The organism is Paenibacillus sp. MABNR03, from assembly GCF_050455445.1.
Taxonomy (GTDB): domain Bacteria; phylum Bacillota; class Bacilli; order Paenibacillales; family Paenibacillaceae; genus Paenibacillus; species Paenibacillus xylanilyticus.
This window is the reverse complement of sequence record NZ_JBCIYR010000001.1, coordinates 1,922,085-1,947,054: the sequence shown is the minus strand read 5'-3', so window position 1 is coordinate 1,947,054 and position 24,970 is coordinate 1,922,085. Positions and strand designations below refer to the sequence as shown.

At 45.5% G+C, this 24,970-nt stretch carries 18 protein-coding genes; 13 read left to right on the top strand and 5 right to left on the bottom strand.

Going from position 1 to position 24,970, the window contains the following annotated elements; all coding sequences use genetic code 11:
• The first annotated feature begins 200 nt into the window (after nt 1–200).
• From AAIH57_RS08150 to AAIH57_RS08140, 3 genes are all read left to right on the top strand, one after another.
• Nucleotides 201–1,688 (top strand): glutamate synthase subunit beta, encoded by a 1,488-nt coding sequence (locus AAIH57_RS08150; RefSeq protein ID WP_175399008.1) that lies wholly within the window; start codon nt 201–203, stop codon nt 1,686–1,688.
• A 242-nt stretch (nt 1,689–1,930) separates the two neighbouring features.
• Nucleotides 1,931–2,422 carry a Fur family transcriptional regulator gene (locus AAIH57_RS08145; RefSeq protein WP_217506587.1) on the top strand — a complete coding sequence of 164 codons (492 nt, stop codon included), beginning with the start codon at nt 1,931–1,933 and terminating at the stop codon, nt 2,420–2,422.
• Nucleotides 2,423–2,547: 125 nt separating this feature from the next.
• Nucleotides 2,548–4,881, top strand: a complete 2,334-nt coding sequence (locus tag AAIH57_RS08140) for a DNA topoisomerase 3 (RefSeq protein ID WP_430021217.1) — start codon at nt 2,548–2,550, stop codon at nt 4,879–4,881.
• Nucleotides 4,882–4,930: 49 nt separating this feature from the next.
• On the opposite strand, the gene AAIH57_RS08135 is transcribed toward AAIH57_RS08140, so the two are convergent.
• Both AAIH57_RS08135 and AAIH57_RS08130 read right to left on the bottom strand, forming a co-directional pair.
• The gene (locus AAIH57_RS08135) at nt 4,931–5,695 is read right to left on the bottom strand and encodes an HAD family hydrolase (RefSeq protein WP_175399006.1); all 765 of its coding nucleotides are present in this window, start codon (nt 5,693–5,695) and stop codon (nt 4,931–4,933) included.
• 42 nt (nt 5,696–5,737) lie between these two features.
• A complete protein-coding gene (locus AAIH57_RS08130) occupies nt 5,738–6,658 on the bottom strand; it encodes an ArsR/SmtB family transcription factor (protein WP_430021216.1) in 921 nt (306 codons plus the stop codon).
• Between the two features lie 201 nt (nt 6,659–6,859).
• On the opposite strand from AAIH57_RS08130, the gene AAIH57_RS08125 reads away from it, so the two are divergent.
• From AAIH57_RS08125 to AAIH57_RS08105, 5 genes are all read left to right on the top strand, one after another.
• On the top strand, nt 6,860–8,059 hold the full coding sequence (locus AAIH57_RS08125) for an MFS transporter (protein WP_430021215.1): 1,200 nt from the start codon (nt 6,860–6,862) through the stop codon (nt 8,057–8,059).
• An 84-nt stretch (nt 8,060–8,143) separates the two neighbouring features.
• The gene (locus AAIH57_RS08120) at nt 8,144–8,869 is read left to right on the top strand and encodes a phosphonate ABC transporter ATP-binding protein (protein WP_430021214.1); all 726 of its coding nucleotides are present in this window, start codon (nt 8,144–8,146) and stop codon (nt 8,867–8,869) included.
• 22 nt (nt 8,870–8,891) lie between these two features.
• Nucleotides 8,892–10,208: a hypothetical protein gene (locus AAIH57_RS08115; protein ID WP_175399002.1), complete on the top strand. Its 1,317-nt coding sequence runs from the start codon at nt 8,892–8,894 to the stop codon at nt 10,206–10,208.
• Nucleotides 10,201–10,899: a response regulator transcription factor gene (locus AAIH57_RS08110; protein ID WP_095286490.1), complete on the top strand. Its 699-nt coding sequence runs from the start codon at nt 10,201–10,203 to the stop codon at nt 10,897–10,899. The genes AAIH57_RS08115 and AAIH57_RS08110 overlap by 8 nt, the downstream gene beginning before the upstream one ends.
• The gene (locus AAIH57_RS08105; RefSeq protein ID WP_430021213.1) at nt 10,896–12,392 is read left to right on the top strand and encodes a sensor histidine kinase; all 1,497 of its coding nucleotides are present in this window, start codon (nt 10,896–10,898) and stop codon (nt 12,390–12,392) included. Before AAIH57_RS08110 ends, AAIH57_RS08105 begins: the two co-directional genes overlap by 4 nt.
• A gap of 65 nt (nt 12,393–12,457) precedes the next feature.
• Here AAIH57_RS08105 and AAIH57_RS08100 read toward each other — a convergent pair whose 3' ends face one another.
• Nucleotides 12,458–13,684, bottom strand: coding sequence for a glucose-1-phosphate adenylyltransferase (locus AAIH57_RS08100; RefSeq protein WP_175399000.1), 1,227 nt, complete (start codon nt 13,682–13,684; stop codon nt 12,458–12,460).
• Between the two features lie 196 nt (nt 13,685–13,880).
• Here AAIH57_RS08100 and glgB point away from each other — a divergent pair, with 196 nt between their 5' ends.
• From glgB to AAIH57_RS08085, 3 genes are all read left to right on the top strand, one after another.
• Entirely contained in the window at nt 13,881–15,887 is a 2,007-nt protein-coding gene (glgB, locus tag AAIH57_RS08095) for a 1,4-alpha-glucan branching protein GlgB (protein ID WP_175398999.1), read from the top strand.
• A complete protein-coding gene (gene glgA, locus AAIH57_RS08090) occupies nt 15,884–17,323 on the top strand; it encodes a glycogen synthase GlgA (protein ID WP_430021212.1) in 1,440 nt (479 codons plus the stop codon). The genes glgB and glgA overlap by 4 nt, the downstream gene beginning before the upstream one ends.
• A 141-nt stretch (nt 17,324–17,464) precedes the next feature.
• Nucleotides 17,465–19,174, top strand: coding sequence for a right-handed parallel beta-helix repeat-containing protein (locus tag AAIH57_RS08085; RefSeq protein WP_430021211.1), 1,710 nt, complete (start codon nt 17,465–17,467; stop codon nt 19,172–19,174).
• A gap of 68 nt (nt 19,175–19,242) precedes the next feature.
• Here the strand turns inward: AAIH57_RS08085 and AAIH57_RS08080 are convergent, their stop codons facing one another.
• Together AAIH57_RS08080 and AAIH57_RS08075 are read right to left on the bottom strand one after the other, a co-directional pair.
• The gene (locus AAIH57_RS08080; protein ID WP_430021210.1) at nt 19,243–20,994 is read right to left on the bottom strand and encodes an alpha-glycosidase; all 1,752 of its coding nucleotides are present in this window, start codon (nt 20,992–20,994) and stop codon (nt 19,243–19,245) included.
• Between the two features lie 244 nt (nt 20,995–21,238).
• Nucleotides 21,239–22,414, bottom strand: coding sequence for a M20 family metallopeptidase (locus tag AAIH57_RS08075; protein WP_430021209.1), 1,176 nt, complete (start codon nt 22,412–22,414; stop codon nt 21,239–21,241).
• A gap of 208 nt (nt 22,415–22,622) precedes the next feature.
• On the opposite strand from AAIH57_RS08075, the gene AAIH57_RS08070 reads away from it, so the two are divergent.
• On the top strand, nt 22,623–24,059 hold the full coding sequence (locus AAIH57_RS08070) for an ABC transporter substrate-binding protein/permease (protein WP_430021353.1): 1,437 nt from the start codon (nt 22,623–22,625) through the stop codon (nt 24,057–24,059).
• Complete coding sequence (locus AAIH57_RS08065) at nt 24,046–24,771, top strand: amino acid ABC transporter ATP-binding protein (RefSeq protein WP_175398993.1); 726 nt, start codon at nt 24,046–24,048, stop codon at nt 24,769–24,771. Before AAIH57_RS08070 ends, AAIH57_RS08065 begins: the two co-directional genes overlap by 14 nt.
• The last annotated feature ends 199 nt before the right edge of the window (nt 24,772–24,970 follow it).

Genomic DNA, 24,970 nt, shown 5'->3' with positions numbered 1-24,970 from the left:
CTGACGATATGATGTATAAAATACAAATAATTATGCGGATAATCCATTTAATATTCAGTTGTCGAAATGCTACTATAATTGAAATATCTTCGAGAAGATTTTGTGATACAATAGACAAAAACTCAGCATGAGTAATCCATTTCATATAGAACCATGCCAATGAAGGGATTAAGACGAGAACGGATGGGGGAAAACGTAAGATGTCTACACCTACTGGATTTATGGAATACAAACGGCAGCTGCCTGCAGACCGGGAGCCGGCTGAGCGGGTTAAGGATTGGGAAGAGTTTCATAAACATATGGCTGAAGAAGAGCTCAGAACACAAGGTGCGCGATGCATGGATTGTGGTACCCCGTATTGCCATACAGGTATAGATATGACTGGCGGAACGTCGGGCTGTCCTGTGCATAACCTGATTCCGGAATGGAATAATCTTGTATATCGCGGATTGTGGCGAGAGGCACTTGATCGTCTGCACAAAACAAATAATTTTCCCGAGTTTACAGGTCGTGTCTGTCCGGCTCCGTGTGAAGGATCCTGTACCGTTGGCCTGATTGGCCAGCCTGTAACCATCAAAACGATTGAAGAAGCCATCATTGAAAAAGGTTTTGAAGAAGGATGGGTGGTTCCCCAACCTCCGGAGAAGCGTACGGGTAAACGTGTAGCGGTTGTTGGTTCTGGTCCTGCCGGACTGGCTACTGCGGCTCAATTGAACAAAGCCGGTCATACGGTAACTGTCTATGAGCGTTCGGACCGTGTGGGTGGTTTGCTGATGTATGGCATTCCTACGATGAAACTGGACAAAAAAGTGGTTCAACGTCGTGTGGACCTGCTTGAAGCGGAAGGCGTTCAGTTCGTGACGAATACAGAAATTGGCAAAGATATCCCTGCGCAGCAATTGGTAGACGAGTTTGATGCTGTTGTACTGTGTGGAGGTGCAACGAAGCCGCGTGAATTCAACATTGAAGGAAGCGACTTGAAAGGCGTGCATTACGCTATGGACTTCCTGAATGGAAGTATCAAAAGTTATCTGGACTCCAACCTGGAAGATGGAAACTATATCTCCGCACAAGACAAGGATGTCATCGTTATTGGTGGCGGGGATACCGGTTCTGACTGTGTAGCTACATCGCTTCGTCATGGTTGCCGGACCGTAACCCAATTTGGTACACATACACAGGCTCCTATGGAACGGGATCGCATTAATAATCCTTGGCCGCAGTTCCCGAATGTATATACGCTGGATTATGCACAAGAGGAAGCCAAAGCACTCTTCGGTCAAGATCCGCGTGAATTCTCTATCATGACAACTAAATTTGTTGGTGATGAAGAGGGCAATCTCAAAGAATTGCATACGGTACAAATTGAGCGTATTGTCGATGAAACGGGTCGTAAGATCTATCAGCCTATCCCTGGAACTGAGCGCGTATTCCCTGCCCAAATGGCAATGATCGCAATCGGTTTTGATGGACCGGAGCAAACACTGGTTGAACAGCTGGGTCTTGCAACAGATCGTCGTACCAATGTAAAGGCTCGTTACGGCAAGTACAATACCAATGTGGATAAAGTATTTGCTGCAGGCGACATGCGTCGTGGTCAAAGTCTGGTTGTATGGGCTATCAACGAAGGCCGCGAAGCAGCTCGTGAAGTGGATAAATATTTGATGGGTGCCACTGTTCTTGTATAATCTGCATATGGCAATAATTGATATTATTATGGAAGTTACAAAACAACTCTCGCTATCAGTGAGGGTTGTTTTTTTGTTATATCTATTTCACCTAGAACGAAAATAATTATTGCAAGTGTGAGGTAGAGCATTGCTTTTTAAGTCATAAAGACTTATTATTAGATTATAATTATTATAAATAAGAAAATAAATGACAATGACATCGTAAATAGAGAATGATATATCCGGAGGTGCAACCTGCTATGGCAAGAAACCGGGAGAAGTCCATTTCAGAACAGATATTCGAGATTAAAAAGCAATTGGTTGATAAGGGATATAAACTAACTCAACAACGTGAAGTAACGGTACGTGTACTGCTTGAGCATGAGAAGGATCATTTTAGCGCCGAAGAAGTGTTTCTGCTGGTGAAAGAACAGTTTCCAGAGATCGGGCTGGCTACTGTATATCGTACACTGGAGCTGTTAAGTGATCTTCAGGTTGTAGAGAAAATCAATTTTGGAGATGGGGCTGCCCGCTTCGATCTGCGAAGTACAGATGGCTCCCATCATCATCACCACTTGATCTGCACGGAGTGTGGAACTGTAGAAGAAATTATGGAAGATGGTTTGCTTCGTCTGGAACAGCAGATTGAACGTCAATATGGTTTTGCAGTGACAGATCACCGACTTGATTTTCAGGGTGTGTGCAAGGAGTGCCGGGAAAAGCAGGCCATAAATGAGCAGGCGGCAGGTTAATTCATCCGTGGAGGATGCTCCCGGAATCAAAATCTGATATAATAGGTTTCAGAAGCAAGGGGCTTCCGTGGGCGGAAGGCCCCTTTTTGCCGTCATGCGGACGGTGAAGGAGGAGAGATGGACGGATGAAGACACTGGTTATAGCGGAAAAGCCTGATATGGGACGAACCATTGCCGCCGTCATAGAACCAAGAGCCAAGAACAATCGCAGTTATCTTGAAGGTGAGCATTACATCATCACTTGGGCGATTGGTCACCTGCTCGGGCTTGCTGAACCGGATGCGTATGATACGAAATACAAGCGATGGAATATTGCCGATCTGCCAATCATTCCGGATCAGTTCAAAATTGTGCCCAATCCCAAAACGAAAGATCAACTGAAGATCATCGGAGAACTTGCTAAACGAGCTTCAGCGATCGTAAATGCATGTGACGCAGGACGAGAGGGGCAGTATATTTTTGCGCTGATTCAACAACAATTGAAGCTGCGTCAGCCTGTTAAGCGTTTATGGATCTCGGATCTGACTGCTGAAAGCATCAAACGCGGATTCGACGGACTGAAGGATGCATCCGAGTTCGAAAACCTGACCCATGCTGCCCGGGCTCGAAGTGAGGCCGATTGGCTGATTGGCATGAATGCTTCACGTGCTTTTACAACTCGGCATAATGCGTTATTGTCTGTTGGACGTGTGCAGACGCCGGTACTCGCGCTGATTTATGATCGGGAAATCGAGATAGAGGCGTTTCAGTCACAGACCTTTTATGAAGTGGCCGCCTGGTTTCGTCAGGATGGCGTCGAGTATAAAGGTATGCGTCAAGGAGACAAGCTTACAGATGCTGAGGCTGCTGAAGCGATAGCCACAAGTGTGAAGGGCAAGACCGGACATATTTCCAAGTATGAGGCGAAGCAAACGAAGGAGTACCCGTACAGGTTATATGATCTGACTCTTTTACAGCGTGAGGCTAATGCGAAATACGGATACGGAGCGAAAAAAACATTGGATATCGCACAGGCCTTGTATGAGAAACACAAGGTCATTTCGTATCCGCGTACCAATTCCAACTATGTTACGGAACAGAATATTGAGGGTATGCACAAGACATTGAATCTGCTGAAAAACGGGCCATATAGTGAACTTGCAATTGGTGCTAAACCTGAATTGGTTCACAAAAACAACAAGGGCGTTTGCAATCCATCCAAGGTAGAGGATCACCATGCTATATTGCCTACGCTGAAGCGTCCGGGTACTTTATCCAAGGATGAGCAGAACATCTACGACTTGATCGTTAGACGGTTTTTGTCTCATTTCTATCCACCGGCAGAGTACAAACAGCATACTGTGCTTACAGAGGTTGAGCAGCATCAGTTCAAAACTTCCGTGAAGGAGCTGCTGTCACTGGGGTGGAAAGTGGTTTTGCCTTCTTCGGATCAGGAGCAGAACGGCTCTGGCAAGAAAAAAACGAAGAAGAGCAGCAATGAGGATGAAGATGCAGAGGAGTGGACAGACAAGACGTTCTCGGTACAGCCCGAACTTCCAGTCCAATGTATCAAGAGCGAGTTTAAGGAAAAAGCAACCCAACCACCCAAAAGTTATACCGAGGGAACTCTGCTGAAAGCGATGGAAAGCGCAGGCAAGCAGATTGAGAATGAAGAACTGCGAGATGCAATGAAAGACAGTGGACTGGGTACGCCAGCAACACGTGCTGCTACCATTGAAAGGCTTAAAAATGTCGGTTATATTACGATGCAGGGGAAAAAGATGCAGTTGACGCTGAAAGGCCGGACAGCGATTGAATTAATTCGCCGGGCCGGTGTGGATCTGTTAACATCCCCTGAAATGACGGGGCAATGGGAGAGAAGACTGTATCAGATCTCCAAGGGGGAAGCCGGACAGGATAAGTTTATGGAGAACGTAAAGAAGTTCACCATGTCCATCATAGATAAGGTCCGTGTTCAGGCTCCTGCACCAGCAGATGCATTCGGGGAAGATTCACGCGGGGGGCGTGGTAAAGGCAAGGGAGTGAAAGCTTCAAGAGCCGGAACGAGAACGACGACCAAATCTGCCGCTTCAGCACCCAAAACATCACGTCAGACATCAGCAGCTGTCTCCAGATCGGGTAACACGGCCACCTCAGTGGCGAAGGCACCATCTGCATCTTCCGGGAAAACCGGCGTTCGTGAACCCTTGGCGTCTTGTCCTTCTCCGGGATGCACCGGTCAGATTATTGAAGGCAAGAAAGGATATGGGTGTACCCGATTCAAGGAAGGCTGCGGATTTGTCATCTGGAAAGAGTATGTCGGCAAAAAAATAACCAGTACGATGCTAAAGTCTCTGATTGAGAAAGGAAGCACACAGGTACTGGCCTTCAAACGAAAAGACGGGAGTACGGTCAAGGCGCGGATTATCCTGCAGGATCTTACTTCAGGTAAGCTTTCTGCTGAAAGGCAGGAATCATAGATCTGCTCTGAGAAATAACATATCTCTAATCGATACACAAAAAGGACCCTTAACCAAGGGTCCTTTTTTGTTGCTGTTGTTGAATATTTTCATGAATGATCTTCGGTACCTCTTCCAGAGCAGTGATGGTATACATCGATGTTTCCGGATTTGGCTGAAGTTCAACAATATTATACTGCCATTCATTTGGCTGTTTGATATAAATACTGTGGATTCCGGCGGTTACCGCTGGCAGAATATCCGTGCGTAATGAATTTCCGATCATCCACGTAGTCCTGCGGTCGAACGGTCCGGAAGACAGAATGCCTTCAAGAGCTTCAACGTTTTTGTGTTGTCGGATATAGATACGGTCATCAAAATAAGCTGACAACTTCATCTGATCAATCTTCCGCTGCTGTATCACGGTTTCGCCTCCGGTGTACAGATAGAGGGAATGTCCAGCCGATTGAAGGCTCTCCAGTGTCTCGACCATGTGAGGATATGGCTCTACCTCTTGATCGTATACGCTCATGCCGAGCTTGGTAAGAAACGATTCTTCTTCAGATGACGTGGCTCTTTCATACTTTTGAGAGAAATAACGATACGTATCAATGAGGGACTCGGGAAAATGATGACTTGCAAATCCCACTTTGTTTACTCCTGTCACGTCGATCTCCAGTTGTTTGTCACGGATTTCCTGAACCGTTAATGCATGAGGGTCAAACCACTCCTGCATGTTTTCAAAGAATTCACCCAGAACCAGGTTGAAATATTTGTTGCAATAGACAAGTGTATCGTCCAGGTCAAAAATAATATGCTGTTTAATGGTGTTCATTCAACTCACTCCTTGCAGCCGGCAACTCCAATGCATCCTCTTTTATATGCGAATATAGGATTCCAGGAACATGTTTAATTCAGACACGCCATCCGGCCGGATACTGTATTTCTCTTTGCGGTTACTGCCGAGCAGATGGGTTCGCAGCAGACCTGCGATACGTAACGCCATAACCTGGTCTTTGACCATGTCTTCATCTTTGTTCAATTCTTCACACATCTCCGCGAGCGATTTCGGTTCATCGGATACGTAACGAAGCAAACGAAGTCGTTCGGGATCGGCCAAGGCATGTGTGAAACGCAGCAGACAGGTCGGCGGCTGGTCTTCATTTTCTTCAGGGATATCAACAGGATACTGCATAATCATCATGCCTTCATAGAAGCAGTACATATTGATTGGACGGTTATGTACAGTCGGAAACAGGATGACTTCGTCAAGTCCAGGCATAGGCTCCACGATAACACCTGCTGTTGCATATTCGATAAGCAGTTCTGGTCCCATTTTACCCAAAAGAGTGCGCTTCTCATCCGCGTCCTCTTCCAGCCAGGTACGATGATCTTCACTAATGCTTCGGCAGTAATGCTGATCCCAGAGACGAAGCAGCGGCACATAGCTGTCCCGAATGCGTGTCGTTTCTTTTATTGTAATACTTGGCAGCAGAGGAGATACACGAGCAAACAGCTCTTCTGTAGTCAGTTCCGCAAGCATGTTCAGAAAATCCTGATTTTCTGAAGAGCTAGTCCGATAGGCCGCCCATGCAAACAAGACATCAAAATCATCAAAAGGCCAAGTCGAGGCAGGCGCGAGAGCAGCTCGTACATTGGAACTTAGTTTGCCTTCGACTTCAAGAATCCATTCGGGACCAACATCCAGATGTTGAATCCACTTTTTTGTAACATATACAAGAAAACTGTTCAGCATTTCATATATCGGTGAAACATCAATTTTAACATGATAAGTCATAACGATGCAGAATCCTCCCGTCACATCTAATGTACGCAGCGACTTATGTACTATTATGGCTTGTTTTGCAGGGCGTTGTCCACTATAATGTTCAAGTCCGGGGCAAATGCACCGGTGCAGCAACGCTTTATCATATGAATATGAATAACATGCGAAAAGTCGTCAGCGATGGCGATTTTTCTTTGTTTGTCCGCAGGAGGAATGAAATTCGTGTCATCGGTTAATGTCGCAAAATCATCACATTCTACATCTAACTATCTTATCCTAATCATCGTTATTGTTGTTGCAGGCATTAGTCAGGGACTATTGCTTCCGGTATTATCCATTTTTCTCGAGCAAAAAGGAGTATCCCCCGGATTAAACGGCCTTAATGCAGCGGCGCTGTATGTGGGTTCCTTTGCAATGACCTTGATCGCGGAACGGCTTCTTGGCGCTGTCGGTTTCAAGAAACTGATTGTCGGCGGTCTGTTATTTGTTATGTTTCCACTGATCCTTTTTCCGTATTTTCCGGATATTAAAATATGGTTTATCCTTCGTCTTGCCGTAGGTATTGGTGATAGCGCATTGCATTATGCTGCCCAGCTCTGGGTACTTCTCGTTACGGCACCCGAAAAAAGAGGGCGTTACATATCCCTATACGGCATGTCCTATGGACTTGGTTTCAGTATAGGCCCATTGGGCATCAAACTGCTTGGGTTTGGCGAGGCTGTCCCGTTCTGGGTTCTTTTCGTTTGTATGGGAGCCGTACTCTTGCTTGTATTAATGAAGCTTCCCGACACCAAACCGGAAAAAACAGAGCATGGACAACTACCTGAACGTCGTTTCCGTCGCAGTTGGTCCTGGGCCTGGTATGCTTTAATACCGGCGCTTTTGTATGGTTATATGGAAGCGGGCATGAACAGTAACTTCCCGGTATACGGATTGCGAATCGGTTTTGATGCCAATCAGATCTCATCTTTGCTGCCGTTTGTGGGAATCGGTGGATTGTTCCTCCAGTTACCCTTGGGTATGCTAAGTGACCGATTTGGACGCAAAAGGGTGTTAATGTCTGCCGGTATTGCAGGCGGGGTCATGTTCATGCTGGTACCCGTGGCCGGGACTCATTTCTGGTGGACGCTGGTGTTGCTAACCATAGCAGGAGGTCTGGTAGGTTCCTTCTTCTCGCTTGGACTTGCCTATGCTGCAGATATTCTACCTAAGGCACTCCTGCCGGCAGCCAACGTGGTGGCATCGTTCCATTTTACGATTGGCAGTATTTTGGGACCGAATGTGGGTGGTCAAATGATCAATTGGATTTCGCCTGGAAGCATGTTTACCCTGCTTGGATGCATGTATCTGCTTTTTGGTGCTGCAGGTGTATTATTCCGGAATAAACCCATCCCCCAATCTGTGGTAAAATAGAAGCTGGTGTTCGCATGGAAATTGATGTCCATTTCCGAGTACACTATATAGTAGGGAAAAACATGGACAAGAGGAGACATCGCGATGATCAGAGTTGAGAATTTGAGTAAATCCGTTGGAGCGGACCGGGTTCCGGTTCTGCGGGATATACGATTTGATATGCAACAGGGTGAAATGATCGCAGTAATCGGTTCCAGCGGTAGTGGAAAAAGCATGCTGCTTAAGTGCCTGGCCATGTTGGAGAAATGGGATGGCGGCCGATTTACGGTTGACGGTGTCGAAATTATAAAAGAAGGCTGGTCCGGTAAACGGAAAATTAAGCGTGAATGGGCATACTTGGAACAGAATCCTCAGCTCTATCCTAGGCGTACGGCACTCAAGAACGTATTAATCGGTCGATCGGGTCAGACGCCTTGGTGGAGAATGGTGACTGGCATGGTCCGTTCGGATGATTATATGGGGGCCATGGATTATCTGGAGGGGTTAGGACTTCTGGATAAAGCACATCAAACTGCGGAAAAGCTTAGCGGTGGTGAGAAGCAGCGTGTTGCCATTGCCCGTGCTCTCGCACATGGTGCTAAAGTAATCCTCGCGGATGAACCTGTAATTGGACTTGATCCGCACACGGCAGATACCGTTCTCGAAACATTACGCAAACTGTGTGAAGAAGACCGTGCTACAGTCATCGCGGTTCTACCGATTGAAATGGCGGAGAAACATGCCACACGCATCTGGGGTCTTGCGGAAGGTAAGATTGCTTTTGATATACGTGGACGTAGGCTGACGCAAAAAGAAAAAAACATGATTTAAACTATTGAAATGAGTGATGAAATTGCTTAACTCACGATGGGTGCGCCTGTTAGCTTGTGGAGCGGTCACAATCGTGCTTGGCTCTGTTCTTAGCGGATGCACGGTCATTAGCGACCCCAAGGGTTTGATGAAGAAACCCATGCTATCCATGGATAAAGAGAAATTGTTTTATGTTGTTCAGAAGGAGCAGCCGCCTGAGAGCGCACTTATTCGCCCCAAAGACATGAACAACACCAGCATGATTCGTGTGGAAGATCTCGACGGTGACGGAACCCGTGAAGCGATCGTATTTTATGAAACCCCCAATGAAAATGTACGAATCCATGGCATGTTATTGGAGGAACAGGGAGATACGTGGGTTAAAAAGCTGACGTTTGATGTGCCGGGCAGCGAGCTTCAATCCTTTAAAGTATTGGACATTACGAACGATGGGAATCCGGATATAATTCTTGGTGTGAGTCTGCAAGAACAAAAAGCACTGACAGCATACTCTTACAAGGGCGGTGCACTTGAGCAGGTCTTGGGTGGCGTTCCATATAACCAATATATTATTGATGATTTGCAAGGAAACACACTGGATCTGAACGGGGATGGGAAAAACGACTTTGCCATTGTAGCCCTGAATAACAGTGGTTTCGCAAGCATTGCTTTATATCAATACGATGAAGGCAGCTTTAAGGAAGTGGATCGTCTTCAAACCGATTACACGGTAAAAGAGATCTACAATGCTCTGGGTGGAGAGATTGCTAAGGATAAGATGGGGATTGTGCTGGACGCAGAGCTGGATGACCGCAGTTCGTTTTCACAGATTATTTATGTGAAGGATAACAAACTGGTAAATGCGTTCAAATCGCCTGACCAAACCTACAGAGATGACAAAATTTTAAGCGGTGATTTCAACAATGATGGTATTATTGAATTTGGGCTAAAGGAAACTCCAAAAGGCTGGGAACATTACGTATTTGATTCACGCATGTGGTTCTATACCTTTTATCAATGGGATGGCAAGGATGGGAAAGAATTTGTCTCATTCCAGTACCGTGATGATGCCAATCTCTTTCATTTGAACTTAAAACCTGAGTGGTACGGTAAAATCACGATTGACACCAAATCGGAAAAGGAAAAATATATTCGATTTAAAATGATTGATACAGATGAAACCGTAGGTGAAATTAAGTATTTCACCCTTTCCCAATGGGAGCAGGAAAAAGGGAAGAGGTGGAAAGAAATTACCCGTACGAACGATCGGGTGATTGCTTCGCGTAATGCCCAGGATAGCAACGAGGGATTACTGGATAATATGTCTCAACTGAACAGAAAGGGAGAACTTAATGAGTAAAGTACTTATTCTTGAGGATGAAGAATCCATCCGCAGTTTTATAGTCATTAATTTAAAAAGAAACGGGTTCGAAGTGCTTGAAGCCGGAGATGGGCATGAAGCGCTTCGCATTCTGCAGACTGTACCGGATATTGATCTGGCTCTTCTGGATGTGATGGTACCAGGAATTGACGGTTTTGAAGTGTGTCGTCGTATCCGCGAAACCAATGAACGTTTGGGCATTATCTTCCTGACGGCCAAGGTTCAGGAACAGGACAAAGTATATGCTCTCTCGGTTGGAGCAGACGATCATGTAAGCAAGCCCTTCAGTCCGACGGAACTGATTGCACGTATTCAATCTTTGCTGCGCAGAGTGAACGTACATCGGGAGACCGCAGCTAAGGTCACTTTCCAATCCGGTCCGTTCTCGCTTGATCTGATCTCAAAACAATTCAAGAAACAAAACGAATTAATTGAGTTGACGCCAACGGAATTTTCACTTATTCAGTTCTTCCTGGAAAAAGAAAATACACCGCTCAGTCGTGATCTGCTGCTGGATCATGTCTGGGGTAAAGAGTATATGGGTGATCCGAAAATTGTGGACGTGAATATCCGTCGTCTGCGACAAAAAATTGAGAACAATCCTTCCGAACCTGAATACCTGCAGACAGTATGGGGTCATGGGTACAAATGGAAGGGCCGGGAGCAATGATTAAAAAGGGTATCACCAGGCAGATTGTATTGCACTATTTTATCGTAGTTCTGCTTGCTCTGTTATTGGTGGAGTTTATTTTCATGCTCGCGGTGCAGCGATATTACTATGAGAGTATCTATAACACCATCAGCTCTCATATCTCCATGTCCAAAGACTTTTTGGAGCCTATTGCCCGAGAAGATAATGCGGATAATGGGAATCTGTCCAAATTACTTACGAATTTGAATTTTTCCAGAGCAGAGCTCGAAATTCTCGATCTCAACGGACGAGTGCTGGCAAGCTCAGCGGCCTTTGAGTCTGATCGGGCTGTATTGCAGACAAGTGATATCATGCAGGCGATGAACGGCAATACAGGCCGATGGGTCGGCAGACAACCGGGTACCGGAGAGCAAGTCATGGCTGTTTCTCAAAAAATTGACCTGGGCGGGGAAAATACTTACATTGTAAGATACTTGACCTCCCTCGAAAACGTTAATTCCAAGCTGCTGGTTATGGGATTGCTTGCCGTTGCCGTTGGTGTGGCCGTTCTGGCCATCGTCCTGATTATCAGCATTGGGATGGCGAACTCCATTGTTCGTCCGATTAACAATATCACTGCGGTTTCTGCTCAGATGGCCAGAGGACGTCTGGATGTCAGGGTCAAAGGAAACTACAAGCATGAGCTTGGCGAATTGGCTTCTACGCTGAATTTTATGGCTCATGAGATTGTCCGGAGTAACCAGATCAAGGATGATTTCATTTCTTCGATTTCCCATGAACTCAGGACACCTCTGACCAGTATCAAAGGCTGGAGTGAGACGCTGGATTCGGGTGGTTATGACCCGGACGAGACCCGCATTGGGATGAGTATCATTTCAAAAGAAACCGAGCGTTTGATCGGACTTGTCGAAGAGATGTTGGATTTCTCCAAGCTGCAGCAAAATCAAATGAAACTGGTTAAAGGGACAGTCAGCATTCGTGAGATTGTACAGGAAACCATGTTAAACGTTTGGGCCAAGGCCGAACAAAAGCAAATACATTTGAAGCTGGATACAGATGAGAATCGTGCATTTAATGTGTTCGGAGATGGAAATCGGCTGAAACAAGTATTTCTTAACATCGTAGACAATGCAATCAAATTTTCCCACGAAAATTCTTGGATTTACTTGTCGGTAAAAGAAGAGGATGGGAAGATCATCGCGGCTGTTCAGGATACAGGGATCGGGATCAGTGAAGAACATCTTATCAAGGTTCGCGACCGTTTCTTCCAGGTGAATCACCAGAACGGTGGAACAGGATTGGGGCTGGCCATAACGCAGGAACTCGTGGAATTACATGAGGGAACGATCATTATGCAAAGTGAACTCGGATCGGGTACAACCGTTACCATTGCGCTGCCTGCGTTGCCGGAAGAAGAGATGGGAAGCGAATATCAAGCGGATGACAGCACTCCTGGTCCCGGTTCGGAGACAGGGATACAACAGAATCCATCGGATCCAAAAGAGGTGTGAGATCCAATGAATACATCAATACACCAAAAAAGGCGAGCCATTAACGGCTCACCTTTTTTAGTATGTTATGACGAAAGTTCACCTGCACGCAAGCGACCTGTTTTCTCATACACTTCTTTCAGCATACGGGCTGGCTGAGTGCGTACTGCCGGCTTGGCAGATACAATCTCATTTGGGCCCACAACGACAATCTCATCAGCAGTGCCCTTGACGATGGCTCCGTCTTTGATGATGGCTCCTTCACCAATAATGGCACGTTCGATGTGCACCCCTCTACCCACACGAGCATTTGGCATAACGACACTATCTTTCACTTCAGAGCCTTTGCCCACTTCAGCACCGCAGAAAATTACAGAGCGCTCAGCGTGGCCTTCAATGGCGCAGGATTCATGGATCATGGATGCCATATGCTCAGTCCGCGAATGACGAGCTTTGTGAGCAGTCAATTTGGTTTTCCAGTCACGAGTGAACATCGGCCAGTGATCCTTATGCAGGCTCCAGTTTTCTTCGTTGTACAAAAGATCCATGTGGGCATCCCACAGACTTTTCACCGTACCTACGTCTTTCCAATACCCATTAAAGTTATAAACGTAAAGGGAGTTGTTCTCATTGAGCATTTGCGGGATCACATCTTTACCAAAGTCATGACTGGATTCCGGATTGGCTGCATCCAGCAGAAGATGGCGTTTCAGATACTCCCAGTTAAACATGTAAATGCCCATGGAAGCAAGGTTACTCTTCGGCTCAGCTGGCTTTTCGGCAAATTCAGTAACGCGCATGTTTTCATCCGCTGCCATAATGCCAAAGCGATGTGCTTCGTCCCAAGGGACTTCCATCACGGAGATAGTCGCAACGGCATTATTTGCTTTATGTGCCTCCAGCATTTCACGATAATCCATATGATAAATGTGGTCTCCCGACAAAATTAGAACATTTTCGGGGTTTTGTTGGTCAATATAGTCCATATTTTTATAAATAGCATCCGCCGTTCCCAAGTATTCGTCATTTCCTGTATGATAAGATGGAAGCAGGGAGATTCCTGCCTCACTCGAATTACCATGTCCCCATGGCTCTCCTCCACCAATGTGATCGTGTAAAGATTCAGCTTGGTACTGCGTCAGTACACCAACCGTGTCGATGCCTGAATTTACGCAGTTGCTGAGAGGAAAATCGATAATCCGGTAGTGCCCGCCGAACGGTACAGCGGGTTTAGCAATACTTGAGGTTAATGGGGCTAATCTTTTCCCCTCTCCTCCCGCCAACAGCATAGCGATGCAATCTTTATTAAACATAATCGTTTCCCTCCCGAGATATTTGTCCAGTGTAGTACATACATAAACGCAAAGTGGAGCTGTTGAAACGAGTAATACTGTAAAATTCCTGTAAAATTACAACATTTTTTTAAACACGTCATTTTTCTTTTCAACTTGGCTAGAATGGGGTAATGATTAACGTTATATCTATTTTCTAGGGGAAGAAGGTGATCTCTTGGCCATTCAACCATTGGCAGATCCGGCCATTTCGCCGGAGCATATTTATTTGTTTCATGAAGGAAACCTTCATCACAGTTATCGAATATTGGGCGCACAGCCTACGATTGAGGATCATCGTCAAGGGTATCGCTTCACCGTGTGGGCTCCGAACGCCAAAGAAGTAGGTTTGGCTCTTGACCGCAATGATTGGAAAGGTGAACAGGAACCTTTATATAAGATACCCGATTCTGGATTTTGGACTCGTTTTTTTCCGGAAATCAGTGAAGGAACATTATACAAATTCCGTATTTTAGCGGAAGACGGAACTGAACTGCTCAAAGCAGACCCGTATGCATTCCATGCCGAAGTAAGACCACGGACTGCTTCCATAACGAGTTCGATTCAAGGGTATAAATGGAATGACGGCGCATGGAGACGCAAGCAAAGGGCTATTTATAACAAGCCTTTACATATTTATGAGATGCACATCGGAACATGGAAGCGCAAGGAAGATGGCTCTCTATACAGTTATCGCGAAATTGCGGATCTGCTCGTTCCTTACTTATTAGAAATGAAATATACCCATGTTGAGATGATGCCTCTTAGCGAACATCCCTATGACCTTTCGTGGGGATATCAAAGTACGGGTTTCTTTGCACCGACAAGCCGTTTCGGAGGACCTCAGGATTTAATGTATTTGGTGGATACACTTCATCAGGCAGGAATTGGCGTGCTGCTCGACTGGGTTCCTGCACATTTTGCGAAGGACGCTCATGGTCTGCGTTTGTTTGACGGGACTCCTTTGTTCGAGTATGCAGATCCATTGTTAGCCGAGAAACCAGGTTGGGGCACACTTAGTTTCGACTATTCGAAACCAGAAGTTCGTTCATTTCTGATTTCCAATGCCCTCTATTGGATGGACATGTATCACTTTGATGGTCTGCGCGTTGACGCAGTCACCAGTATGCTGAGGCTTGATTTTGAGAAGCATCCTGGACAATTCCGTCCTAATACGGATGGCGGGTTGGAAAATCAAGAGGCTGTAGCCTTTCTGCAGCAACTGAATGAAACGATATTCAAGTATTATCCTTATGCGCTGATGATGGCTGAAGAATCCAGTGCATGGCCGATGGTCACCTCTCCAACTGACGTAGGCGGACTGGGATTCAATTATAAATGGAACATGGGTTGGATGAACGATACGCTGGATTATATGAAATCGGATTTCCACGAGCGTCCATCGAAGCATCATTTGCTGACATTTCCTGTGGTCTACTCCTTCTCTGAAAATTATGTGCTGCCTTTGTCGCATGACGAAGTTGTACATGGCAAGAAGTCCTTACTGGACAAAATGCCAGGATCGTACGAACAGAAGTTTGACGGCATGCGAGCTTTCTTGGGTTACTTCATGACTTTCCCAGGCAAAAAACTGCTCTTTATGGGTGGAGAGTTCGGCCAGTTTATCGAGTGGAAAGATGAGGATCAACTGGATTGGTTTTTGCTGGATTACGACAGTCACCGCAAACTTCACAAGTTTGAACGTGATCTGTCGGCGTTGTACCTGGGCGAAAAAGCTTTGTGGGAGCTTGATCATTCCCTGGACGGTTATGAATGGATCACTCCGGATGATCATGCCCAAAGTGTCATTTCATATGTACGCAAGGGAAAAAAACCTGCGGATACACTCCTTGTGCTTATTAACTTTCAGCCGGTCAAGCGGGAGCGTTACCGGATTGGTGTCATGCGTCCCGGTATGTATACCGAAGTTCTGAACAGTGATCATCCCGATTACGGGGGATCAGGTATATTGAATGATATGCAGATGACTACCGAAAAGATTCCTTTTCATGGGCATCCCCACAGTCTTGAAGTTGTTTTGCCTCCGCTAAGCGTGGTTATTCTAAAAAAGAATACACGTCGGAAAACGGATGGGACAGCAACTGAAGTCGCTTCTGTCAGACCAAAATCCATAAAAACAACAGAACAAACGACTGCCAAACCGAAAAGGGGGAAGAAGGCATGAAAATTTTATTCGCTGCTGCCGAGGGTCATCCATTTATTAAAACGGGTGGTCTCGCCGATGTAATTGGAGCATTGCCTCAGGCCTTGAAAAAGGCTGGGGCAGATGTTCGTGTCATGTTGCCCAAATATAAAGGGATTCCTGACGAGTATAAGCAGGCCATGAAACCGGTTATTGTGACGGATGTGCCTTTGGGCTGGCGCAGACAATATTGCGGTATTGAAATGATCATTCATGATGGTATTCCGGTTTACTTTGTCGATAACGAATATTATTTTGGGCGAGACGGTGTATACGGATATATGGACGATGGGGAAAGGTTTGCATTCTTCAATCGCGCGGTACTCGAAGTATTGCCGCTTCTGGACTTCAAGCCGGATGTGCTCCACAGTCATGACTGGCATGCGGGAATGATTCCGCTGCTGCTGAAGGCGCATTACGCCCATGAGTCATTTTATAGTGAGATTCGTACCGTATTTACCATACATAATCTGTTGTATCAAGGGGTGTTCCCGCATTCGTTATTCAGTGACCTGCTTGAGCTGGACGATCGATATTTCACCATGGATGGCGCAGAATATTATGGTAATGTCAATTTCCTGAAATCAGGCATTGTATATTCGGACCATGTTACTACAGTTAGTCCAACATACGCCCAGGAAGTAAAAACATCATATTATGGGTACGGCCTGGACGGATTGCTTAGCTCGCTCGGCGAACGTTTCAGTGGGATTGTGAACGGGATTGATACCAAAAGCTATAATCCCGCAACAGACAATAAAATCCCGGTTAAATACAGAACAAGCTTGGCCAAGAAAACCGAGAACAAGATTGAACTGCAAAAGGAACTGGGGCTGCCTGTACGTCCGGATGCACCTCTTATGGTTATGGTTACCCGTCTTGTAGACTCCAAAGGGCTTGATCTGGTCTGCCGCATATTGGATGAACTGCTGTATTACGATGATATTCAGTTTGCCGTGTTGGGAACCGGCGATCCGGCCTATGAACATTGGTTCCGCGAGGCAGCTTACCGTTATCCACTAAAAATGTCTGCTCAAATTAAGTTTAACGATGGATTATCCCGTCGTTTTTATGCAGGGAGTGATATCTTCCTGATGCCTTCCAAGTTCGAACCGTGTGGTATTAGCCAGCTGCTTGCACTCCGATACGGCAGTGTACCGCTTGTCCGTGAAACGGGTGGTCTGAACGATACCGTGCAGGCATACAATGAGTTCAACGGTGAAGGGAATGGCTTCTCGTTTACCAGCTTTAACGCACACGACATGTTGAACACCATCCGCTTGGCAGAGAAGTTTTATCGCGAACCCGAGCACTGGAAAAAAATTGTGAAGAATGGGATGAACGGGGATTACAGCTGGGATGTTTCGGCAGACGAATATATGGACATCTATCGTGGCATAACTGTTGCGAGCATATAAACTAATCTTTAAACCACCTAGCCGCAGTATTCGTACTGTGGCTTTTTTGCAGAATTAATTTCGGAGCCCTTGCGAAATGCCCTTTGTAAGAGTTGGGTGATAGTGATGTAGTTGAAAATGGAATGAAAGAGAGCTGGTAAAATGACCAATAATATTAATTTTACCTCCGCTTATAACCTTAACTTGGAGGCATGGGGTGCTAATGAACAATTTGATCCTCTAAAATTAAATGAAATGTTCAGTCATGTATTAGGAAATATCGCTTCTGTGCAATCTTCCGTTCCTGGAAATATCATTGACGTTAGAAATTTCGCTCCAGGGGATGGGAGTAATCAATCTGCACAGATCAAGGCTTTTTTTGACTCAGCACAAGAAGGGGATATTTTATTATTCACCCCAGGACACTACAAAGTCGTAAAATCGGGTTGGTTTTATACGTTCAACGGTAAGTCGGTAACCATCAGAGCTCATCCGGGAGCAATATTGGAAGTCTCCGATCAGGGTTTACGCTTTGAGAACAGCAATCATATTGAAGTGAGTGGGTTAACGTTAAGGCGTACAACTCAGGCTGGCTGGGCCAAGGGAAGAACAGGAATATATGTTGAGAATTCAAGCAATGTTATCCTGCAAAATAATGATATTAGCAAATTTACGGATGGTATTGGGGTAAATGGATCAAGCAGTCAAGAGAACCCGTCCCGGAATGTAATTATCAGAAACAATAAACTTCACCATTTGGGTGAAGAGCCTATTGCGGTAAGGACCAATTTAGCGTTTGTAATGATTAGCCAAAATGATTGCTACAGATACCTGGGAGATGGCATTCTAATTAAAGCAACCTGGAACGTATTTATAACCAATAACTATCTTCATACTCCAGTGCTGTTTACGGATTCGGATTATGCGACATTTACAGCAGGTCAAGAAGGGACTAATGTTCCCAAGGTAGGCGGGGGCATCACTTGCAACAATGAAGGCGGCGAGACTGGTGCACGGAGTATGCATATCCATGACAATAGCGTGATCGGAACTGCTTTTGGTGTAGGGCTCATTGGTTTCCAAGGGGCATTCGTTACTTCAAACTTCTTTAAAAATATTCGAAACAGTTCTGTTATTTCGGTATCCTTCCTTCCTTCCCAATTCAACCCAAATGATGTAAGCAACCATATTTTTGTTATTCAGGGCAATTATATTGACACCATATCCAGATCATCGAGTCCCACATCAGCCATTGAGGCAAGGACCAATAACGGTGTTGAGGGCATGGATATAGGGATCATCTCTGACAATATCATTATTCCTAATGGCAACCATTGGGGTATTATCGCAGACGGTAATATCATAATTAAGGGCAACTATATCGCTAAAGCAGGAATTGCAATGGATTTAAGCAATGGAGTCGTTGCCGCTAATAATATAATACAGCCAGGTTTTGTGACGGCCAATCCTGACCGCATGGTCAGTTTGAACCATAATGTCACATTCACGGATAACTCAATATCAGGCAAAGGTACATCGCTTAAAATTCGCGGTTCAAATAATGTAGTTACTGGCAATCGCATGAAATATGACGGGAATTGGTGGGCAGTTCATTTTGATAATGCAAATCATGTTGTGGAAAATAACATCATCAAAGATAATGTGTTGCTGGTCTCTGCTAATGCTACAGGGCGGTATTTATACGGATCAAGCCCTTTTTCGAATGGAAAGAACGTCGTCATTGATATTGTGAAGGATCATAATGGTTTCGTATATCAACTCGTAAACGATCTTGTATTGTCTGGTCCTAACTCTACCCGTTGGAGGGTCAGTGTTGATGAACACGGTAATATTAAGGGGACAAAGATATAATACATTTTCAAAAAAAAACCTCCTAAACACCAGAATCTGCAAATTCATCTGATGATTAGGAGGTTCTTTTATAATGGATCCAGTTGTCTGTACAAAATACGGTAGCCGTAAGGATCAAGCTTAATATTCATGACGCCATCCGTAGGCGTGACCGGCTCTTCAGTTAATGCATCTCTCCAGTCCTTGGTCTCCATGGGATGTGAGAGTGTACGTCCTTCCGGAGTGTTGTTCATCCATACGGTGAAGTGAAGATTGTCATCCATGCGCTCATACACGATACAGGGATCATTGTGATCCGCCTTCAGGAAGCGGAAGCGTCCTTTCCGAAGTGCCTCATTGCTTTTACGCAGATCGATCATCAGCCGGTAGAAATCATAGAGTTCCCGGTCTTGCTTGGCAGGGTCCCATTCCATGCATTTGCGGCAATCGGGATCGCCTTCACCACGAATCCCCACTTCGTCTCCGTAGAATATACAAGGCGTGCCAATATAGGTAAACAGGAACACAACGGACAGCTTTAATCTGCGCTTGTCTTCACCACATCTGGAGAGTAGGCGAGGGGTATCATGACTGCATAACATATTGAAGATCACTTCGTTGGTTTGTTGCGGATAACGCATAATCAAAGTGCCCATTTCATTCGCAAAATTATAACCATCCATGGATCCACAGAAAAATTCAAGGACTTTGTCGGCAAAAGGGTAATTCATGACAGAATCGAACTGGTCACCCATCAGCCATGTCAGGGAATCACTCCAAACTTCGCCCACGATATAGGCTTCCGGGTTCGCAGCCTTTACAACCTTACGGAAATCACGCCAGAAGTGGTTATCCACTTCATTGGCAACATCGAGCCTCCAGCCGTCGAGCTTGATTTCCTTGATCCAGTATTCAGCCACATCAAGCAGGTACTCCTTAACCTCTGGATTGGCTGTGTTAAACTTCGGCATATTGCCATAAAAACCGAAGGTATCATAGGTGGGTATGCCATGCTTAATACCGACAGGGAATTCATTAATATGAAACCAGTCCACATATTTAGAATTCTTCCCATTTTTCAATACATCCTGAAATGGAGGGAAGTCTTCACTGCAATGATTAAAAACCGCATCAAGCATGACACGGATTCCACGCAGGTGACAAGCTTCGGCCACCTTTTTGAGCATGTCATTATCTCCAAAATGCGGATCTACTTTTTTGTAATCAACGGTATCGTATTTGTGGTATGAGTTGGCTTGAAAGAGGGGGGTAAAGTAAATGGCGTTCACGCCGAGTGTGACCAAATCATCCAGATGATTGAGGACGCCTTGCAAATCTCCACCGAAGTAGTTATCAAGCTCAGGTTTGCCACCCCAACTGTGGATTCCTTCCGGATTGAGATCTGGATTGCCGTTGGCGAAACGTTCCGTCATGATCTGGTAAAAGACAGCTTCTTTTGCCCATTCAGGTACTTTGAATACATCAATTTCATGTATGTAGGAGAATTCATAATATCCTCCCGTCGGATAAGGGGCTTCATGATGAATGCCGTTATCAGCCAAAAATACATTTTCACTGCCAGCAGTGACCCGGAAAATATAGGACAGACGCTTGAATTTTGGCTTCACCGCAGCCTCCCAGTAATCAAACATGCTGTCAGATGCGGCTTTTTCCAGCTGGATTTCTCTATAGGTTCCATCCCAATCATACTTATCACCGGTCAGTGCAGTCACATATTCTACATCATTTCTCTTGGTTCGTACACGCAGATGAATCGTAGACGGGTTATAGGCATAGGCCCACTTGTCACGGGGAACGTGGTACATCGCTTCGAGCAGCATGACAGCACCTCCTGTATCAAGATAAGTTATAGCTATACATAACCAAGCTAGACAGCAAATGAACCAGAAACGGTTTACATAACAAGAAAATTTTTCATCATTTTCATCGTTTTCATTTCACAGGCTTCTCCATGTTTTGCCTGATTATACGTATGCAGAATAAACAAAAGAGGTGTTTTCCGCAGACGTAAATCCGTCCCGAAGAACACCTCTTCTTACATTTCAGAGAGCTAAATACCTTGGATTAACGAACAGCCTGTTCAAACTCAGTTCGAATAGATTGCAGCAATTCTGGCTTGGTCAGCACATCACAGGCCGTTGTAGCAAGTGCTTTTGCACCCAAAATCATGCCGTCCAGCGCTCGTTCCTGCAGCGCCAAATCACGAAATTCGATGGAATGGAGGGTATGAACTTCATCCACAACACGGATATAAGGGTGGATCGCAGGACAGCGTAAGGACACGTTACCGATATCCATAGACCCATGGTCGTTGCCGCTGACAATCTCTTCTTGGGGAATACCAAGTTCCATCAGATTTTCACTGAAAGCAGCAGATAAAGATTCATTGGTCACCATCTCATCATATGATGTTTCATAATTGGAAGTCACGAGACGACAGCCTGTTTGCAGCGCAGCACCTTCAGCAATCTGTATGACGCGCTGCGTAAGTGTATTCAGTTCTTTTCTTGTTGAGGCGCGTACATAGAATTGGGCAGAAGCATAATCGGGAATGATGTTGGCCGCTTGACCCCCGCTATTGATAACTCCATGAATCCGAACGGTGCTTCTCACCTGCTGGCGGAATGCATTAATGCCATTAAATGTCTGGATTACGGCGTCGAGAGCATTAATCCCTTCATGCGGACTGGCAGCAGCATGAGACGATTTTCCGTGGAATTCAAATTGTACTGCATCAATGGCCAGAGAGCTGCCTGATTTCTCATAAGCGTAATATGGATGGGCCATCAGCGCGATATCACAGTCATCAAACAGGCCGGCTTCCGCCATCGGAACTTTGGCACCACGCGTTTCTTCCGCAGGTGTTCCGAATACCTTTAGCGTGCCACCGACTTCATCCAGGATGGATTTCAAACCGACAGCAGCACCCAAACTCATCATGCAGATCAGGTGATGACCACAGGCGTGTCCGATCTCAGGAAGTGCATCATATTCGCATAAAAGGGCTATGGTTGGTCCTGATTTGGCAGCCGAGTAGGTACCGATAAAGGCCGTATCCAGTCCAAGTACGGGAGCCTCCACATCGAAGCCGTGGAAGCTGAGTTCCTCCTTCAACCGGGCAGAGGCGAGATATTCTTCATTCCCTAGTTCGGGGTTGGCACCAATGTATGATGAAATCTCTTTAAAACGGGAAGCATATTGATCAATAACCGACAAAATTTGTGATTTGGTATGTGTCATCGTAAAACTCCTTATGCAAAATGAAAATAATGCAGTAATTATATCATGTTTGCGTGTATTTTTCAGAAACAAGTCAGGATTTGTAATTTCAAAATGCATTGCATAATCATGCATTGTACTTTATAATGACTCAGGCATCAACATGAGAAAGCATACAAAGTATTGTAAGGGGAGAACAGGGTTGAAATTGATAAGTCGTTACATTATGATGCTGTTGGCCTTTGTCGTTTTACTGACGGCAGCCGTACCTTCGGCGCTTGCAAGTGGAACTACGGGTAATTCAGGCAGCAAAAAACTGGTGCTTGGCACAAGTGCCGACTTTGCACCATATGAATTCCATAAAGTCATCAATGGAAAAGATGAGATTGTAGGATTTGATATTGCGATAGCCAAAGAAATTGCTGCCGATCTGGGCGCAGAGCTCGTCATTGAGGACATGGGCTTTGACGGTCTACTGCCTGCCTTGCAAAGTGGCCGTGTGGATCTGGTCATCTCGGGCATGACACCGACAGAGGAGCGCAAGAAAAGTATCGACTTTTCAAATACCTATTATAAATCGAAACAAGTGATTATGGTCCGGAATGAGGATAAAGACAAATATCCAACAATGACCGAGCTGGAGAATGAAAAGATCGGTGCACAAAAAGGTTCCATTCAGGAAACGATCGGACAGAAGATTCCGGGAGCCAAGCTGACTTCTCTGGATAAAATCTCGGATATTGTGCTGCAGCTGCAAACCAAACGGATCAACGCTGCAATCGTTGAGGATACCGTTGCTGCAGGTTATTTGGACGATGCGATTGGACTTGCTCCTGCAATTCCGGACGAAGAGCAGGTGGAAGCCGCAATCGGGATTCGTAAGGGAAACACGGAATTGCTGAATGCAGTTAATGGTACGCTTGAACGGCTGAAAAGCGAAAACAGAATCGATCAAATGGTTACGGAAGCCAGTCAGTTGATGGCTGACCGGGAAACCAAAACGCCAAACATTTTTGAAGTGTTCTGGCAATATAAAAGTTTTTATGCGACAGGTGTTGGTTACACCCTCTTGCTGTCTGCACTTGGCGTCATATTTGGGGTGATCATCGGATTGATCATTTGCCTGTTCCGAATGCATGACCTTGCGATCCTCCGCTGGATCGGTACTGCCTACGTTGAAGTTATTCGGGGTACGCCGATGCTGGTTCAATTGATGATTATCTATTACGGTCTTTCCCTGACCTTCGGAATTAACTTCTCGGCGCTGCAAGCGGGTATCATTACCCTTTCGATTAACAGTGGTGCCTATCTTGCCGAGATCTTCCGTGCGGGTATTCAAGGTGTCGATCGCGGTCAACTTGAAGCAGCTCGTTCCCTGGGGATGGGGAAAGGTGCAGCGATGCGGTTCATTATCCTGCCACAGGCTTTCAAAGCAGTGCTGCCTGCCATCGGTAATGAATTTGTGACCATTATTAAAGAATCGTCCATTATCTCGGTCATTGGTATGGTCGATATCATGTACCAGGCAAGTGTAGTCAAAAACATTACGTACCAAGGAATGAATCCGTTCCTTATTGCGGCAGCCATCTATTTTGTATTGACATTCATTTTGTCCAAGCTGCTGGGTCGACTGGAAAGGAAGTTGAGTGCAAGTGATAGACGTTAGACAATTACACAAATCCTATGGAAAAAACGATGTGCTTAAAGGCATTAATGTAACAATTGGCAAGGGTGAGGTCGTTGTAGTCATCGGTCCTTCCGGATCGGGTAAAAGTACCTTCTTGCGCTGCCTCAACCTGTTGGAGCAGCCGACCTCAGGCGAAATTGAGTTTGAAGGTGTGTCGATCACAGATCCCAAACACAACATTAATGCAACGCGGGAAAAAATGGGGATGGTATTCCAGCATTTTAATCTGTTTCCGCATAAAACCGTACAGCAAAACATTACGATTGCCCCAATCAAGGTTAAAAAGCAGTCAGCACAGGAAGCAAATCAGATCGCTGCAGACTTGCTCAATACCGTTGGTTTGTTCGATAAGAAGGATTCATATCCGAATCAGCTGTCTGGTGGACAGAAGCAGCGGATTGCCATTGCCAGGGCACTCGCCATGCAGCCCCATGTAATGCTGTTTGACGAGCCAACGTCTGCGCTTGATCCTGAAATGGTCGGGGAAGTGCTGGATGTAATGAAACGTCTCGCTGAAGGCGGTATGACCATGGTTATTGTCACTCACGAAATGGGTTTTGCCCGAGAAGTTGGTGATCGCATCATCTTTATGGATGGTGGCGTAATCGTGGAAGAAGGAACACCTGACGAAGTGTTTGGACACCCTAAACATGCCCGTACACGGGATTTTCTGGGCAAAGTGTTGTCATAGACTTTCCTTGAAAAGTCGACGGATAGCCTTTCATTTTTCATCATTAATCATAAATATTTAATCAAACAGCCTTGTTAACTATACCGTTAGCAGGGTTGTTTTTTGTGAGCTGCATAAGCATGGATTTACATAAAAGTAACGTTTCTGTCATTGTTGAAAGCTGCTTTTACACACCCATTTTCTGAAAAAACCTTATAAA

Coding starts and splice junctions, on each gene's coding strand:
- AAIH57_RS08125 (WP_430021215.1), top strand. CDS start 6,860: ATGAAATTCGTGTCATCGGTTAATGTCGCAAAATCATCACATTCTACA.
- AAIH57_RS08075 (WP_430021209.1), bottom strand. CDS start 22,414: ATGACACATACCAAATCACAAATTTTGTCGGTTATTGATCAATATGCT.
- glgA (WP_430021212.1), top strand. CDS start 15,884: ATGAAAATTTTATTCGCTGCTGCCGAGGGTCATCCATTTATTAAAACG.
- AAIH57_RS08150 (WP_175399008.1), top strand. CDS start 201: ATGTCTACACCTACTGGATTTATGGAATACAAACGGCAGCTGCCTGCA.
- AAIH57_RS08140 (WP_430021217.1), top strand. CDS start 2,548: ATGAAGACACTGGTTATAGCGGAAAAGCCTGATATGGGACGAACCATT.
- AAIH57_RS08130 (WP_430021216.1), bottom strand. CDS start 6,658: ATGACTTATCATGTTAAAATTGATGTTTCACCGATATATGAAATGCTG.
- AAIH57_RS08135 (WP_175399006.1), bottom strand. CDS start 5,695: ATGAACACCATTAAACAGCATATTATTTTTGACCTGGACGATACACTT.
- AAIH57_RS08085 (WP_430021211.1), top strand. CDS start 17,465: ATGACCAATAATATTAATTTTACCTCCGCTTATAACCTTAACTTGGAG.
- AAIH57_RS08145 (WP_217506587.1), top strand. CDS start 1,931: ATGGCAAGAAACCGGGAGAAGTCCATTTCAGAACAGATATTCGAGATT.
- AAIH57_RS08110 (WP_095286490.1), top strand. CDS start 10,201: ATGAGTAAAGTACTTATTCTTGAGGATGAAGAATCCATCCGCAGTTTT.
- AAIH57_RS08070 (WP_430021353.1), top strand. CDS start 22,623: ATGCTGTTGGCCTTTGTCGTTTTACTGACGGCAGCCGTACCTTCGGCG.
- AAIH57_RS08105 (WP_430021213.1), top strand. CDS start 10,896: ATGATTAAAAAGGGTATCACCAGGCAGATTGTATTGCACTATTTTATC.
- AAIH57_RS08080 (WP_430021210.1), bottom strand. CDS start 20,994: ATGCTGCTCGAAGCGATGTACCACGTTCCCCGTGACAAGTGGGCCTAT.
- AAIH57_RS08100 (WP_175399000.1), bottom strand. CDS start 13,684: ATGTTTAATAAAGATTGCATCGCTATGCTGTTGGCGGGAGGAGAGGGG.
- AAIH57_RS08120 (WP_430021214.1), top strand. CDS start 8,144: ATGATCAGAGTTGAGAATTTGAGTAAATCCGTTGGAGCGGACCGGGTT.